At 48.2% G+C, this 15,361-nt stretch carries 15 protein-coding genes; all 15 read left to right on the forward strand.

Annotation, left to right across the window (positions count from 1 at the left end; genetic code table 11):
* Positions 1-68: 68 nt before the first annotated feature.
* A complete protein-coding gene (gene folP, locus N5C09_RS12630; RefSeq protein WP_193037532.1) occupies positions 69-917 on the forward strand; it encodes a dihydropteroate synthase in 849 nt (282 codons plus the stop codon).
* On the forward strand, positions 910-2,247 hold the full coding sequence (gene glmM / locus N5C09_RS12635; protein ID WP_006812119.1) for a phosphoglucosamine mutase: 1,338 nt from the start codon (positions 910-912) through the stop codon (positions 2,245-2,247). Before folP ends, glmM begins: the two co-directional genes overlap by 8 nt.
* A gap of 367 nt (positions 2,248-2,614) precedes the next feature.
* A complete protein-coding gene (locus N5C09_RS12640; RefSeq protein WP_279749151.1) occupies positions 2,615-3,331 on the forward strand; it encodes a type IV pilus major pilin in 717 nt (238 codons plus the stop codon).
* 84 nt (positions 3,332-3,415) lie between these two features.
* Positions 3,416-5,386, forward strand: a complete 1,971-nt coding sequence (locus N5C09_RS12645) for a type II secretion system protein (protein ID WP_279749152.1) — start codon at positions 3,416-3,418, stop codon at positions 5,384-5,386.
* A 27-nt stretch (positions 5,387-5,413) separates the two neighbouring features.
* A complete protein-coding gene (locus N5C09_RS12650; RefSeq protein ID WP_230373038.1) occupies positions 5,414-5,863 on the forward strand; it encodes a TcpQ domain-containing protein in 450 nt (149 codons plus the stop codon).
* Between the two features lie 13 nt (positions 5,864-5,876).
* Positions 5,877-7,334 (forward strand): type II and III secretion system protein, encoded by a 1,458-nt coding sequence (locus N5C09_RS12655; protein ID WP_279749153.1) that lies wholly within the window; start codon positions 5,877-5,879, stop codon positions 7,332-7,334.
* Positions 7,335-7,345: 11 nt separating this feature from the next.
* Positions 7,346-7,888, forward strand: a complete 543-nt coding sequence (locus N5C09_RS12660; protein WP_193033121.1) for a pilus assembly protein — start codon at positions 7,346-7,348, stop codon at positions 7,886-7,888.
* A 3-nt stretch (positions 7,889-7,891) separates the two neighbouring features.
* Positions 7,892-8,800 carry a hypothetical protein gene (locus tag N5C09_RS12665; RefSeq protein WP_279749154.1) on the forward strand — a complete coding sequence of 303 codons (909 nt, stop codon included), beginning with the start codon at positions 7,892-7,894 and terminating at the stop codon, positions 8,798-8,800.
* Positions 8,788-9,474 (forward strand): hypothetical protein, encoded by a 687-nt coding sequence (locus N5C09_RS12670; RefSeq protein WP_279749155.1) that lies wholly within the window; start codon positions 8,788-8,790, stop codon positions 9,472-9,474. Before N5C09_RS12665 ends, N5C09_RS12670 begins: the two co-directional genes overlap by 13 nt.
* 5 nt (positions 9,475-9,479) lie before the next feature.
* On the forward strand, positions 9,480-11,009 hold the full coding sequence (locus tag N5C09_RS12675; RefSeq protein ID WP_279749156.1) for an ATPase, T2SS/T4P/T4SS family: 1,530 nt from the start codon (positions 9,480-9,482) through the stop codon (positions 11,007-11,009).
* Positions 10,993-12,021: a type II secretion system F family protein gene (locus tag N5C09_RS12680; RefSeq protein ID WP_279749157.1), complete on the forward strand. Its 1,029-nt coding sequence runs from the start codon at positions 10,993-10,995 to the stop codon at positions 12,019-12,021. Before N5C09_RS12675 ends, N5C09_RS12680 begins: the two co-directional genes overlap by 17 nt.
* Positions 12,022-12,023: 2 nt before the next feature.
* Positions 12,024-12,836 (forward strand): hypothetical protein, encoded by an 813-nt coding sequence (locus N5C09_RS12685; RefSeq protein ID WP_279749158.1) that lies wholly within the window; start codon positions 12,024-12,026, stop codon positions 12,834-12,836.
* 12 nt (positions 12,837-12,848) lie between these two features.
* A complete protein-coding gene (locus tag N5C09_RS12690) occupies positions 12,849-13,688 on the forward strand; it encodes an A24 family peptidase (protein WP_077221107.1) in 840 nt (279 codons plus the stop codon).
* Positions 13,688-14,821 carry a M23 family metallopeptidase gene (locus tag N5C09_RS12695; RefSeq protein WP_279749159.1) on the forward strand — a complete coding sequence of 378 codons (1,134 nt, stop codon included), beginning with the start codon at positions 13,688-13,690 and terminating at the stop codon, positions 14,819-14,821. Before N5C09_RS12690 ends, N5C09_RS12695 begins: the two co-directional genes overlap by 1 nt.
* A 204-nt stretch (positions 14,822-15,025) precedes the next feature.
* Positions 15,026-15,358 (forward strand): preprotein translocase subunit SecG, encoded by a 333-nt coding sequence (gene secG, locus N5C09_RS12700; RefSeq protein ID WP_003861803.1) that lies wholly within the window; start codon positions 15,026-15,028, stop codon positions 15,356-15,358.
* The last annotated feature ends 3 nt before the right edge of the window (positions 15,359-15,361 follow it).

The raw sequence follows: 15,361 nt of genomic DNA on the forward strand, positions 1-15,361 counted from the left end.
CAAACCCTGGAGCTTGCTCCGGGGTTTTTTCTTATCTGTTTAACCATATTAATTCCAGGGAATTCACCATGAAACTCTTCGCCCAGGACTCGCATCTCGACCTTTCACATCCGCATGTGATGGGGATCCTGAACGTCACGCCTGATTCCTTCTCTGACGGCGGCACGCATAACTCGCTCATCGACGCGGTTAAGCACGCGAATTTAATGATCAACGCGGGCGCCACCATCATTGACGTTGGCGGGGAATCAACGCGGCCTGGCGCGGCGGACGTTTCGGTGGAAGAAGAGCTGGCGCGCGTGGTGCCGGTGGTGGAAGCTATCGCCCAGCGCTTTGAAGTGTGGATCTCCGTGGATACCTCTAAACCCGAAGTGATCCGTGAAGTGGCGAGAGTGGGCGCTCACATTATCAATGATATCCGCTCGCTTACCGAGCCGGGCGCGATTGAAGCTGCCGCGGAAACCGGGCTACCGGTGTGCCTGATGCATATGCAGGGGCAGCCGAAGACGATGCAGGAGGCGCCAAGGTATGAAGATGTATTCGCTGACGTCAGCCGCTTCTTTATTGAGCATATCGAGCGTTGTGAACGTGCGGGTATCGCAAAAGAGAAATTGCTGCTCGACCCGGGCTTCGGTTTCGGTAAAAATCTCTCCCACAATTACGCGTTGCTTGCGCGCTTATCAGAATTTCATCAGTTCGGCCTGCCACTGCTGGTGGGAATGTCGAGAAAATCGATGATTGGTCAGTTACTGAATGTTGGGCCGAGCGAACGTCTGAGCGGCAGTCTGGCCTGCGCGGTGATTGCCGCGATGCAAGGTGCACACATCATTCGTGTCCATGACGTAAAAGAAACAGTAGAAGCCATGCGTGTGGTAGAAGCCACACTGGCAGCGAAGGAAAACAAACGCTATGAGTAATCGTAAATATTTTGGTACCGATGGCATCCGTGGGCGCGTAGGCGATGCGCCAATTACCCCTGACTTTGTCCTGAAGCTGGGCTGGGCGGCGGGTAAGGTACTGGCGCGTCATGGATCCCGTAAGATCATTATTGGGAAAGACACCCGTATTTCGGGTTATATGCTGGAGTCCGCGCTGGAAGCCGGGCTGGCGGCGGCGGGGCTTTCAGCTTCCTTTACGGGTCCAATGCCGACCCCTGCTGTAGCCTATCTGACCCGCACCTTCCGTGCGGAAGCGGGTATCGTCATTTCAGCTTCTCATAACCCGTTTTATGACAACGGTATCAAATTCTTCTCCATCGACGGCACCAAGCTGCCGGATGACGTAGAAGAGGCGATTGAAGCGGAAATGGAAAAAGAGATCACCTGCGTCGACTCCGCTGAGCTGGGTAAAGCAAACCGAATCGTCGATGCCGCAGGCCGCTACATTGAATTCTGCAAAGGCACTTTCCCGAATGAACTGAGCCTGGCACACCTTAAAATTGTGGTGGACTGTGCAAACGGTGCGACTTACCACATCGCGCCGAATGTTTTCCGCGAGCTGGGCGCGAAAGTGATCACCATCGGCTGCGAGCCGGACGGCCTGAACATCAACGAAGAAGTCGGGGCGACGGACGTGCGTGCCTTGCAGGCGCGCGTGCTGGCTGAAAAAGCCGATCTGGGTATCGCCCTGGACGGCGACGGCGACCGCGTGATCATGGTTGACCACGAAGGTAACAAGGTCGATGGCGATCAGATCCTCTACATCATTGCCCGTGAAGGCCTGCGTCAGGGGCAACTGCGCGGCGGTGCGGTGGGCACGCTGATGAGCAATATGGGCCTGGAGCTGGCGCTGAAACAGCTGGGTATTCCGTTTGTTCGCGCGAAAGTGGGCGACCGCTACGTGCTGGAAAAACTCCAGGAGAAAGGCTGGCGTATTGGCGCGGAAAACTCCGGCCACGTGATCCTGCTCGATAAAACCACCACCGGTGACGGTATTGTGGCGGCGCTTCAGGTGGTTGCCGCGATGGCGCGTAACCACATGAGCCTGCACGACCTTTGCAGCGGCATGAAAATGTTCCCGCAGATCCTGGTGAACGTGCGTTTCACTGCCGGTAAAGGCGATCCGCTGGAAAATGATAACGTGAAAGCGGTGATGGCAGACGTTGAAGCTGCGCTTGGCAGCCGCGGTCGCGTCCTGCTGCGTAAGTCAGGTACTGAACCATTGATCCGCGTAATGGTGGAAGGTGAGGATGAAGCGCAGGTCACCGAGTTTGCGCATCGAATCGCAGATGCGGTGAAAGCGGCGTAATCAGGCGACTTAGCACGTTTAAAAGAGGGCGATACGATTCGCCCTTTTTTTATTTACATATAGTTATTTAATATATGATTAATTTAATAAATACATCACGCAGGTAAATATAGATTTAGTCTGCTTATTAGGCGTTATTATAATTAAATCTATCTCCTCCAGATTTAATTATTTAAGTTTTACTTAACATCTTATTAAGTCAATAATGTTTGATTGTTTCTCTATCACGTATTTTACTGGGTTGCGTCGTTAAATCTAAATTTATTCCTATTGTGTATTGGCGTAGGTTTAAAACTGTGAAGCACGTTCCTATAATGCGTGAGTTCTCAGGAAAGGGTCTTGAGAATATAATTTAAAGGGAAATAGAATGAACGCTTTGGTTTGGAAACTGAAAGGAAACATGAATCGCAAGGCTGCGAAATTACAGGAGATGAGAAAGCAGCGCGGTGTTACCCTGCTTGAAATCATCATTGTACTGGGTATTATCGGCGTTATTGCAGCAGGCGTTGTTATTCTGGCGCAGCGTGCATTTACCGCACAGGATCTGTCTGACATTCAGACTAATGCCAACAGCATTCGTACTTCAATGGTGGAAGCGTTTAAAGACGAAGGCAACTACCCTGCATCTGACACTATCGTGGGTCTGACCAAAACCTCGATTACTGACCCAAAAACAACCTCTCTGGCCCCAATTGTAACTCTGGTCAAACTGGGTAAAATCTCACCAGAAGAATCATTTAACGGTATCTCCAACGATGCGTTCCAGATCGGTAATGCTGTTGTAGATAATACTTCTTCTGCAAACCGCGGTTTCGTCTTGATGGTTAACGGTCTGGAAACAGAAGAGTGTCGTAACCTTATCTCTGAAATGGGCAACCAGTGGGATTATGTTGAAGCTGTCAATACAGGTGCAAATGCTGGCAAAGACGTCGCTTCCCTTGATGGACGCAATCTGAGTGATACGAAGACTGGCAGCATCCTCAAAACCTTAACCAGCGGTGATATCGTTGCAACTGAAATTGTTGCATCAGGTGTTTGTGATGGTACCGGTGCGGTTAACGGCGTTATCTTCGGCAGCAAATAATTAATTACTGAACGCGTAATTATATTAGTGAGCACCTCCTTTATACGGAGGTGCTTTGTTAATCGCTCTTAAAGGTTTTTAACTATGCGCATCAGAAAGGATTCAGGCTTCAGCTTGCTGGAAATCATTATCGTGTTGGCTATTTCAGGCGGCATTATGGTGATGTACACCCATTATGCGCGTAACAAAGCCGAAAATATTGCTCAGCAGAACGTCGCAGATGCTCTTGCTGAAGAGATGAAAGGAGTGCTGAATTTTATTGATGATGACACCATTGCGCTGGTCGGCGACGAGAATGAAGCAGAGAACCCGCTTTACAGCAATGAGAAGCCTGAGTATGGCGACTACCACTTCCGCATAACAAATGAAATTAATGATACCGATACGGGAAGCGTGGATAACTATTATCTCTGGGGTAATAAGAACAATAAAGCTAACCAACAGCGTTATCTCTTTTTAAGCGAGAAGTGTAAAACGTCGCTTAAATCAAAATTTGCTTTTGAGAAAGAGTACCTGCCGTGCTTTATGCGCAACGTGGCAACCAACTCATCGGCGGTAATCGAACGTATTGGTTTTGCAGGTGGGCTCGACAAATCCGAGCGGAAAAATGACATCAATCGTATGGACGTCATCGTCCGCTTCAAAAAAGAAGAAAAGAACAGCGATTATCATTTCGCTGACTATGCGCCCCATTTTACCGAGGCGTTCTCAAAATCCGGCTTTGCGGTCTCGCACGCCATGATTGTGCACCGCGCCAACACTTCGTCCAACTGGCAGCTGGTAATGAGTAAGCAAGACAAAACCACGCCTGTTGAACTGAGCAGCATCGCCAGCAACCTCGACGCGCTGGAGCAATACACCAAAGATGAATTTGGCGTGCGTTTTACCATTGATACTAACGACAACTCCAGCAACAGCGGCAATGCCGGCGGGAAGATGTGCTGGTCCCGTGGAGATAGTGGCGTAAAATTGTGCTACGACGATGATGTCGGAACGGGGTCTCATGGAGAAGACACGGTGATGAGCCTGACCATGACCGATCCGAATAGCACCCGAAACAGTGACCAGATGGGAACGCTGGAATCGAACATCGTCATGGAAAATACGGGGACCCGTGTCGCCATTTTCGAACGTAAAGGCGGATGGTTGCAGTTTGATGAAAATAACAACCCAATACCGAAGACGGATACATGGCGAAACAATGAGACGATCGTTTCAGAGTACCCTTTGAACGATCAAATTATTAACACATGGGATCCTGCTGTCGATACTACGAGGCCGCTGGGTGCACTGGATTATCCCTCCCAACTCTACGATGCCTATGAACTTGTTACGCCACCCGTTGTGGACTTCGCTGGCCCTACATCAGATGGGACAAACTTAGACCATAATGCTGATGGAACCGAAATACCGGATGCTGAAAAACCGCCAGCTTATCAGAAATACAGTGACTTTGCTTATGGGACTGATGCTGACGCTCCCGACCCGATCGACAGTAATAAAAACGGTTTTCGTTATCCTGTGCAAACCTGTCCTAAAGTGGAGCAGGAACTCACGCTTATTGATGGCGACGGTACGCCTGTGCTTGATGATGAAGGTAAGCCGCGAAAATATAAATATGTAAGGCAGCTTTATCCAAGAATAATGGTGACTCTCTCTTCTCTCGCCGCTTATGCTCCGGGAGAAGGGGGGCACAGTGCGGTAGGTTTCTCCGTGCAGGACAGGACGCGAGAAGGGTTATCTGACACAAATGGCGCCGAATTGGGCCAGTTTGGCGGCCTTGCCGTACAGGTTGAATTTGCGGAGCAAGACACCACTGCGGGTGGAGGCTTTGGACAAGACGGTGCAACCACAAAAGGCGGCCACTACATACAATATAATTCAAAATATGTATGGATTATAAGTACAACAATGGGAATGTATCACGCTGCGACCGGTACAGGGATGAATGTATTTAACCCCAATACCGTATCGTATTCAGTAACCCGTTGGTGCAGTACCGTTCCGCAAAACGATACGCCAGCGGATCTTCTCGACACACAGCAATACGATTAAAAATTAAAGTAATGGAATATAAATAATATGAATATTATTAGATCTTCTAAATGGACAGTGGCAAGTATATTGCTGTGTAGTATGAGTTACACTCATGCATCAATGAATACATCGCCAGAGATCGAGCTTGCGGCAAATACGTCGACCCCGGCTGCGACTACCACTCCGCGTAACCCGTTTGCCGAGGAAAATAACGTGCCGCCCGCTTATTCATCTCTGGCTCCGGTAACGCGTTCACTTTGCCTACAGGAAAACGTGTTATTAAGCCAGGCTATAAAACAGTGGGCCGAAAGTAATCATTACAAACTGTTCTGGAACAGTAAAAAAGATTACCTGGTCTATAGCACTATTACCCTGAACGGTAAAACGGATGATGATATTTTACAGTCGTTAGGGGAACTCTTTTTCTCAGAGAACTATGGTTTAGTCGTAAAAAAATACGAGAAAAACCACGTGATCGTTGTTGATGAAATGTAAGCGGAAGGATCCCATGAAACTTAAGATTAGTGTGTTGTTGCTGGCTTTCCTTGCGCAAGGATGCGTAAGCGATTTCAATAAAAAATATGATATTCCTAAAAAAATACGCGAACACACCGCTGATGCGACCACCAGCGATGAGGCAAAGACCAAACCCTATATTAAATATGATACGGCTTTTTTGGGTAAAAAAGTTCAGTACAGCGTTGAGCAGCAGAAGGTGATGAGTAAGCATGTGAAGATCACATCTTACGAGCCTACCTCTCTTTCGACGTTGATGGATGCCGTGTCTGCCCAAACGGGTATCAGTTTCCGCATTAATGCGTCAGCGATCAGCGATAAAAAAGCAACGGAAGACAACTCATGGGACGTTCCACGTTCGGTGCAGTTTGACGGTACGTTTGAAAGCTTTATGCAATACATTAGCTCACTGTACGACGTTAGCACTCAGCTCGACGAAAGCAATGTGCTGAAAATCAACGTGTTTGATACCTATGTAATGCGTCTGGATTTCTATGGTGAAAACAATAAAACTGAAACCACGCTCGATCTTTCAGGCAACGAGGCGACATCAGGCGGCGGCTTAACCGGCAAATCGGAGACAAAGTTTGAATCGTCGTTCTGGGACGATGTTGAGGATATGGCGAAAAACTACGTCACCTCTGGTAACTACAGTCTTTTCAAAGACTCGTCTATCCTGATGGTCAACGCACGTCCTTCTGAATACGAAGCGTTAAGTAAAGCGCTGGATAAGTACAAAGCGGATAACAGCCGCCAGTTTATTGTCACATACCGTATTTTTATTCTCGACAAAGAGAAAGAGAAACAGTTAAGCGGCGGTATGGATTTCAATTTTAGCGATGCACATAATACCATTAATATGAGCAGTAGCATTTTCAATAACCTGGTCGATGGGATTTCGGCTGGCTGGAAAAACAGCCACGTCGATATTAATACCGGCCTGGATGCGCTTTACAAATTAACCGGCAGCGAATCGCTTCAAAGCGGTTCATTTATCACCCGTAATAACATGGCTGTACCGGTCAACATGACACAATCTCAGTTTTATGTTTCTAGCAGAACACGTACAACGGATGATAATGGGGATGTCAACGTTGATGTTGAAACCTCTGAGATCGTGACCGGGACCAGCTTTATCATTACACCACGCGTATTGTCCGATGGGCGCATAGAGGTGGTAAGCGGTTTTACTAAGCGTTTTCTTAACTCTATTGATGAGTATGACGATGTTCAGTTGCCTAACGTAAGCACCACGGAATCTTTCAACTCTTCCATCATCAAGCCAGGCGATCTGTTGGTAGTAGGAAAATTTGAAGTGAAGAGCTCGAAAGATGGGCTTCAGTATGAAGTGCTGGGTGCCTCTGACGGTAAAAATGAAGCTACCGCAACTGTCCTGATGGTTGTAGGGGTCGATTACTATCGTCAGCCGATCACGTCTCGCGGCGATTGAGAAATTGCATTATGAATAACCTTCTCTTGCAAAAAAACATCCTGACCGGTCTCCATTGGGAGCCCGAAAGCCTGAGCCATCTGCAACCGGCTGAACAGGCCTCGTTTCGGGGGATGATGAAAGCGAACCGCAGGCTGGTTTATTCGGATGCTTCCGGCATGCAGGCCTTAGGATACAGTACAAAAATTTCGACGTTATATGAGCCCTTTGCGCTCTATATCAAAGAGCTTTTTGGAGACGGTATTTACTTCTTTCATGAAAATGAAGAAACCACTTATTTTCTGATTATCAATGAAGGTCGAATTATCAGCGGAACGGATTGTTTCATTAGTACCGTTCTTTTTGATGAGCTAATGAAACACCCGGTGGGATATGAACATCTCGAGGTAACGCCGCTTGAAGAATCGCAGATAAACGTGGTCATTGAGCGCTGCGTGGCGCGACAGCTAAAGTTAAAGCGACGTCGTCGCCTGATCATTGGCTCAATCTTTATTGCTGGCCTGTCGATTCTGGTTATGTTGGCGCTGGTACTTCACTTTTTTGTGGCTGGATAAATTATGCTGGAAAGTCTCTATTTCTGGAAAGGTAATAATGGCGGCAGTCCTGTAAAAAAGATGCTGCTCATCGCGCTTGCTGTCGTACTGGTGTTATCTGCTGGAGGCGCAGGGGCGTGGTATTATTTTATTAAGCTTCCGGCTGAAAAGGCCGCTGAAGAAGCGTTGATAAGGCAGCGTCAGGCTGCCGAGAAATTACAGAACGATATTGCCTCCGTGAAGTCCTTTTATGAAAAGTCTCTGGAGGGGGCAAGTATTATTAAAGCAATCAATTTTATCAACGAAGTTAACAATAGTTTAGCTGATTTCAAAGACCTTAGTATTGAAAGCGAGGCATTTGATTGCGACATTAAAAAATGCCGTTTCAGTTACGTTAACAGACCGGGGACGATACTGACTTTACCCGAGAAAACGTTTTGGGGAAAAGCCTACAAAGCCTCTGTGAACGCAAAAAAGGACAAAAAGAAAGGTAAGGATAAGTCAGATTTTGGTTACGAGGGCATCGAATCAAAACTGAATGGAAATGCGTTACAAACTGCGTATAAAAATAAGAAGCCGCTGGCGCTTTATCCCTGTGATGAAGTCGTGTCTTACATCCTGACTTACAATTCATTCCTCAAAAGTATGTCTGGTAACAAAAAGAAGACTGCTAACGGAGAAATAGTCATAAAAAAAATGCCTAACAGTGCTGTTACTGCTCTTGAAACGCAACTAGTGAGCAAAGTAAAGGCCTATGGGCTAATGGCAGGGACGTGGGAAATCCAATTCAAAGGCGGAGTGGTGAGTGAAAGTACCCTGAATTTACAGCTGGTACTCTTTAAGCAAGCATATCGTGACGCTTTTTTAATTAAACGGATTGAGTCGGAACATAAAGGAATTAAAGTTTCAGGAGGCCTGGTATGCAAAGCGTAAAAGTAATGATGTTAACCGCGGTATTTTCGTTATCGGTAGGGACGGCAGTGGCGGCGCCTTCTACAGCGTTGCCAAAAGCGCCTGACAGTGCTGCAAAAAAAGATGCAGTGACTGAGGTTAAAACGGACGTTCACAAAGAGAAGCCATCCGCGCCGAACGAGATTGCCGCAGCGCAGCCTCAAATGGCAATGGTGCAGGAGAAGCTTGACGAGAAGATCGAACCTAACGCGACGTCCAGTGCTAATGAAGCAGCTAAGGATCAGGCGAAGGTCAAAGATGAAACTCAGCTTGTTCAGGATCGTCTTGCTGAAATCGTTGAAGATGATTACGCCTATGAAAAAGCGCGTCGCAAGCTGGCTAATCTGGTTGAGCTACAGAAAATGATTAGCCAGATCCGTAAAATGAGTGCAGAAGACAAAAAGTACTCGGCACCGGTACAAAAAGTTGAAGTGTCGCAACCCACCAAGGCGGAGCCAGTGAAATCAGAAGAACCGATAGCGATGCCGCGCGTTCTGTTTGAAACGCAAATCGGGGGTTCTCAGCGCACAGCCGTCAGTGACGGAGAAGAGTTGCGCTATGTTCGAAATGGCGAGGTCTTCACCATCGGCGGCAGCGATTACAAGCTCGCTAAAGACAGGAAATCTGTCGTATTAGCCAGGGACGCAGCCAAGTGAGCCTGATGTTTTTGCGAATTTCGGCAGAGGAGTTGCTGGCGGGTAAATGGACGTACCAGGAATATGACGGTATCGGCTTCACGGCTGCTATCGAAGAGACCGAGTATCTTGTTATCTCGCATATTGAAATCAACGATCTCTTTACCTACCAGATTCAGATATCACGGCTGGTCTCACAGCATAAGCGTCAGATCCTGGGCATTGCGCTTGTGCAAGAGGACGATTTTTACCGGATAATTGAGCACGTCTCGCTGAAGAAAATCAGTGATGCCAATAAGAACATTGACATCACTGATACGCAAAAACAACTGGCGGCAATTTTGCAGCGTGCCGTGGGGATGGGGGCGAGCGACCTTCACATTACCCGCAACGACGTTCTGGCGCAGTTTGAGGCTCGCGTTAACGGCGTGCTGATGCCTTTTATGCAAATAAAATCTCAGCAGTGCGATGAGCTGGTTTTCGTTTTGTATAACGTGGAAGCCACTACGCGAGATACCACGTGGAACCGTGCGATACCGCAGAGCGCGAACATTCTGTATAGCCTCGGCGGTAAGCCCTTCCGCTTCCGCTACGCCCATTTCCCTATTTTTGGGGAAACGGCGGATTGTTATCACGCGGTTCTGCGTATTATTCCGTCCGGGCTGCAAAAAGGAAATATCGGGTCGCTGGAGAAAATTGGCATTTCGTCGGAAGAGGTCAGCGATCTTAAAAAGATCCTCAGTAATCCTTATGGCGCATACGTTATTGCGGGGACGACAGGTTCCGGGAAATCCACGACGCTTAAAAACCTGATGGAATGGTTGCAAATTAACCGCTATGAAGATCGCGGCTGCTTCCTGACCGTAGAAGATCCGGTTGAGTATCAGATATATGGTGCGAAACAGAGCTCGGTGGTGGATGTTGAAGGCGGTGGTTTTCATGCCGCCATTAAATCGGCGCTGCGTCGCGACCCGGATGTATTAATGGTTGGCGAAATACGTGACAACATTTCTGCCAATGCCCTTGCCGGGGCCGTAGAGAGCGGTCACTACTGTTTTACAACGGTGCACGCGGGGAACATCGTGTCACTTCTGCAACGTATGTCGGCGTTAGGTATTGGCAGCGACAAGCTCTCGACCCCCGGCTTCATTGCGGGTTTGCAGTGTCAGAAGCTGGTGCCGGTATTATGCGATAACTGTAAAACGGTGCTGGAAAATAAAACCATTTCCGGACATGAGTTTACATTATATACCGCCGGAGAAAACGGATGTCCTCAATGCAAGAATAGCGGCATAAAGGGACGCCAGCTTGCCATGGAGTATTTTCTGCCTACGTATGAAGAGCTGGCGACCATCTCTCGCCAGGAGTGGCTAAATACCTTCACGTTGTGGCGCAACAAACGAAAGGCGGCATCAGGTTTAACGGAGGGTTTTGAGATCCGTGAAAAAGTGATGGCACACGTTCTGAATGGGCGCATAGACGCCCGCTGGTACGCCATGGAGTTTGGCGATGTATCACAAGATGATCTGGAGATGATCGTTGAAAAAATTCGGTAAAAAACAACGCCTGTACGTCTATCAATTTTGTGCGGATATGATTAAGGCGGGTTTGCCGCTATTTGACTCCCTGCAAAAATTGCAGATAGAGGGGCGGCCGCTGCTTGGTAAAGGGTTCAGCAATAAGCTGGCTGACGTACTGAAGCAAATGAAGCAGGAGACCTCTGTGTCTTCTGTTTTTTCCGGCATGGTGCCAAACTCAGAGCTGAGCGTAATAACCGCTGCTGAAAAAAGTGGTAGCCTCGCCGACGGCTTTTTGACGCTGGTTTCCGTTATTCACTACAACGATGAGCTGAGAAAGAAAATTGTCGGCGCGCTGGTTTTTCCGCTGATTATGATTTCTTTATCCTTGGTGGTTATTGCCGGCTATTCGCAGAAAGTTTTTCCGGCCTTTGCGTCCGTAGTTCCCGTTGAAAAGTGGCCTGGGGTTACGCAAAACCTCTATAGCTTCGGGACCGCTTTGTACCAGGGGCTGTGGCTAAAAATTTTAATCGGATTTATAGGTCTCGTTATTGTTGTTAGAGTGATGATGGCCAACTTCAGCGGCAACATGAGAAATAAAGTTGTGGATAGGGTTCTGCCCTTTTCAACCTACCGTCAGCTCACGTCTTCGGTATTTTTGAATAACCTCTCATTGATGCTGAGTAACAACATACCGCTGACTGATGCGCTTGCCATTATACGCCTGAATGCCAACCGCTGGTTGCGCTGGCACCTTGATGTCATGATCGACAATATGGCAAAGGGTATTCACTACAGTAAAGCGCTGTCGACGGGATTAATGGGCGTAGAAGAACTTCTGAATATCAGTTTATATGCTGAGCTTCCCTCATTTAATGATGTTTTACGTTCGGTATCAGAACGTTCCAGGGAGCGTATTCAGGAATACATTAAAAAACTGTCCGGTTTATTAAAAAACCTGGCCACAGTGATCCTGGGTGGATGCGTTGTTTGGGTATTTTTGGCCCTCTTCGCATTGATGGATACTTTATCGAAAACGGCGGGTGGATAAGCATGAATAAAACTTCTGCAAATATCATTGCTGCATTTATAACAGCATGTGCCGCATTGACTTCGTTAAACGGAATAGCGGCGCAGAAATTTGGGTTTGGTACGGTTACGAAGCCGAGTTCAGACTCATGTTCTTTGTGGGGGTCGTTGTATCCTATTTCAGTACAGCAACCTGAAGATGAACCGGTGAAATATTATGTAAATTTTATTTGGGTTGAGGCGAATTCTTACAAGGGGATAGATGAATACGCTGATTTTTATATCACTCCGTATAGTCAGAATGCCTGGCCATCAAGCATCAATATCTTGACCGATGGCGGTCAGGCATTTTGTATGGGTGATGGAGAATGTACATCCGCTACTGTCTCTGAGGTTAATAAAGGGATTTCTGCCTATGAAAATCTGAAAGCGGAATTCCCTGATAAAAAGGTGAGTGTGGTCAAAGCGCAACCGGACGGCACAGGTATTTTAAAGTGGTTCTATCTTCCCCTTCGCAAAGTCGACCTGCTTCGTATTGAGGTTTTTACACCTTTGGGCTCTTTAACCGCAGATAATGAATATGTGGAACCCGTCTTTTTTGAATACCGAGCAACGGGAAAAGGGAGCGAACTCAAATTGCATGAATGGGGCTCAACGTCTGATGATAAGACGTATATCTCTTTGCCAGAGACGTTTAATCCCGTTTTAACCTCTGATATTCAGGTTTGGTTTACCCGAACAAATCAGGCTGGTCCTGCATGGGGTATTACCCCGAAAGCTCACATCGACTTCGTAACCACCGCACAAAGCGATCGCGTGCCGTCGAGCTGCAAATAAAAGGATTAAGAAATGCGCATGGAAGCGTTTTTTGCACCGTACTTCCCATGGATGGCGCTCGTTTTAGGATTGCTGATTGGCAGTTTTTTGAACGTAGTAATTTATCGTTTACCCGTCATGCTATTAAGGACTCATTCAGATCCGGAAAGCCTGAACGGTTTGCCCGACGTGAATCTCTGGTGGCCGCCTTCGCACTGCCCTATGTGCCAGACCAACATTAAGCCCTGGGATAACATCCCGGTTTTGAGCTGGCTGCTGCTGCGAGGGAAGTGCCGCCATTGCAAATGTACCATTCCCTTTCAGTATCCGCTAAGTGAGGCGTTGATCGGCGCCGGTTACTTTGCGCTGGTCTATTTCTACTACCCTCAGCACAGCCTGATGCAGATAGGCTTTATCGCTCTGTTTTTCAGCCTGCTTTATACGCTAGCGATGATAGACATCAAGACATTCCTGTTACCGGACTGTCTCGTCTTTTTACTGATGTGGGCCGGGCTAATCGCCTCCGTGAGAAATATTATTCCCGTCTCGCCTCGCGATAGCGTGATGGGCGCCGCCTTTATTTGGGTCTTTACGTGGTTAATGGCGCAGGGCTATGCGTGGATCGCGCGTCGTGAAGGATTTGGTCAGGGTGATGTAAAGTTATTTGCCGCCTGTGCCGTATGGTTGGGGAACGATAATATTGCACACCTGATGTTGGGCTCTGCCGCGCTTGGGGCGGTGTTCTTCATCGTGCGCTGGGTTATGTCTAAAAAGAAATCTCATCAGGATGATGAATCAGAAGGCTATCTGCCATTTGGCCCCGCGATAGCTATAACTGCGCTTGTAGTAATGCACATGGAGGTGCTTAAATAATGTCCTTTCTTCTGTTGTCGGGCGCGATGCTTGCGCTCAGTCCGGTCAAGCCCGTTCCGCTCGAATGCCACTATGCCGCCCTACAGGCGTTACTATCTGCCAGACTATCCGACAGCGTGACCGCGCGTGCGGGCATTTTACCGTCCCTGAATAGCCCGGCATGTGTCTCTTATGATCAAGGTATCGAAATCTCGACGCTAACGGATTACCGGTCAGCATTCGATCGGCTTATCCCCGTTCCAGCCACGCGTCTTGCGCAAGCCGAAGAGGCGAAAGAGTTTGACTATTCAACCTTATTTCCGCCTGAAGTGACTGAACCTGAAGCTTCCGATCAGGATGCCGGGGTGAGCACGATGACGGCCCTGGACGGAGAGGCGGGCAGCAGCGTCTTTACGGTGATGAACGCCACCATACCTACTGCCAGCGCGCCAGCGCCGGAATGGAAACCGTTGCTAAGCCAGCAGGCGCGATCGAGCCAGTTTATTTTCCCGCTGGCCACTTCGCCTTATGTCACCTCGCCGTACGGCCTGCGGTATCACCCCGTTATTCACTCCTTTATGCGTCATGAAGGAACGGATTTCAGGGCGGCCGTAAACAGTGAGGTGATGACCATCGCCGATGGGATGGTTGTTGAAGCGGGGTACGGCCCCGTCACGGGCTTCTTTATTACCGTGCGTCATGCTGATGGCTGGAGCAGCCGCTATCTTCATCTTAGCGAGCTCCATGTTGCGAGAAACCAGTTTGTGCGAAAGGGCAACGTTATTGGTTTATCCGGAAATACTGGGCGTACCAACGGGCCGCATTTGCATCTTGAGATCAGCCACAACGACAAATTAGTCGATCCCATGTCGATATTGTTTGAGCAAAGAACGTCGGCGGAGCCTGTAACGGAGGTGCATCACGCAGAACCGCCGGAGCCGAAGCCTGAACCGGTGGATATGACGCCGTCCATCGCGGTCATCGCCGGTGAAGGTGAAAATCTGCAAATTGGCGTTCGTATCGGACGTAAATTATCCATGTATAGTCCCTCTGAAATGATTGAAACGGAGGAGGGGAACTGGAGAATTATCAAGAAGTTCGGTAAATATAAGCTCTCTAAGATCCAGACTGCTTCAGCGAGCGGACAAAATTGACGTTTTTAGCTTCTTGTGCGCGGTTTTTTGTTTAGATTAAATCCACTTTGCTGGTTTTTTCTTCACTTGATACAATGCACTTAAATTGCCCTTGCGAAGGTGATTCGCTTTGGTTAGTATTCACACCCGCTTCAGTAGGAAACAAAATCCTGCTAAATGGTCGAAGCATTGGTATGCGGCAAATCCGCAAGGAACAGGTTGATTATGTACGAAGCTCTTTTAGTTATTTTCCTTATTGTAGCCATCGCTCTCGTAGCGCTGATCATGCTGCAACAAGGTAAAGGCGCTGATATGGGAGCCTCCTTCGGAGCAGGCGCTTCCGGTACGCTGTTCGGTTCAAGTGGTTCTGCGAACTTCATGACCCGCACGACGGCGATTCTGGCTACGCTGTTCTTCATCATCAGTCTGGTGCTGGGCAATATCAACAGCAACAAGACCAGTAAAGGAAGCGAGTGGGAAAATCTGAGCGCGCCAGCCAAAACTGAGCAGACTCAGCCAGCTGCACCGGCTAAGCCAACCAGCGATATCCCGCAGTAAGTA

The organism is Enterobacter sp. GD03975, assembly GCF_029838645.1.
In the GTDB taxonomy this organism is placed as follows: Bacteria; Pseudomonadota; Gammaproteobacteria; order Enterobacterales; family Enterobacteriaceae; genus Enterobacter; species Enterobacter quasihormaechei.

Coding starts and splice junctions, on each gene's coding strand:
- folP (WP_193037532.1), top strand. CDS start 69: ATGAAACTCTTCGCCCAGGACTCGCATCTCGACCTTTCACATCCGCAT.
- glmM (WP_006812119.1), top strand. CDS start 910: ATGAGTAATCGTAAATATTTTGGTACCGATGGCATCCGTGGGCGCGTA.
- N5C09_RS12640 (WP_279749151.1), top strand. CDS start 2,615: ATGAACGCTTTGGTTTGGAAACTGAAAGGAAACATGAATCGCAAGGCT.
- N5C09_RS12645 (WP_279749152.1), top strand. CDS start 3,416: ATGCGCATCAGAAAGGATTCAGGCTTCAGCTTGCTGGAAATCATTATC.
- N5C09_RS12650 (WP_230373038.1), top strand. CDS start 5,414: ATGAATATTATTAGATCTTCTAAATGGACAGTGGCAAGTATATTGCTG.
- N5C09_RS12655 (WP_279749153.1), top strand. CDS start 5,877: ATGAAACTTAAGATTAGTGTGTTGTTGCTGGCTTTCCTTGCGCAAGGA.
- N5C09_RS12660 (WP_193033121.1), top strand. CDS start 7,346: ATGAATAACCTTCTCTTGCAAAAAAACATCCTGACCGGTCTCCATTGG.
- N5C09_RS12665 (WP_279749154.1), top strand. CDS start 7,892: ATGCTGGAAAGTCTCTATTTCTGGAAAGGTAATAATGGCGGCAGTCCT.
- N5C09_RS12670 (WP_279749155.1), top strand. CDS start 8,788: ATGCAAAGCGTAAAAGTAATGATGTTAACCGCGGTATTTTCGTTATCG.
- N5C09_RS12675 (WP_279749156.1), top strand. CDS start 9,480: ATGTTTTTGCGAATTTCGGCAGAGGAGTTGCTGGCGGGTAAATGGACG.
- N5C09_RS12685 (WP_279749158.1), top strand. CDS start 12,024: ATGAATAAAACTTCTGCAAATATCATTGCTGCATTTATAACAGCATGT.
- N5C09_RS12690 (WP_077221107.1), top strand. CDS start 12,849: ATGCGCATGGAAGCGTTTTTTGCACCGTACTTCCCATGGATGGCGCTC.
- N5C09_RS12695 (WP_279749159.1), top strand. CDS start 13,688: ATGTCCTTTCTTCTGTTGTCGGGCGCGATGCTTGCGCTCAGTCCGGTC.
- secG (WP_003861803.1), top strand. CDS start 15,026: ATGTACGAAGCTCTTTTAGTTATTTTCCTTATTGTAGCCATCGCTCTC.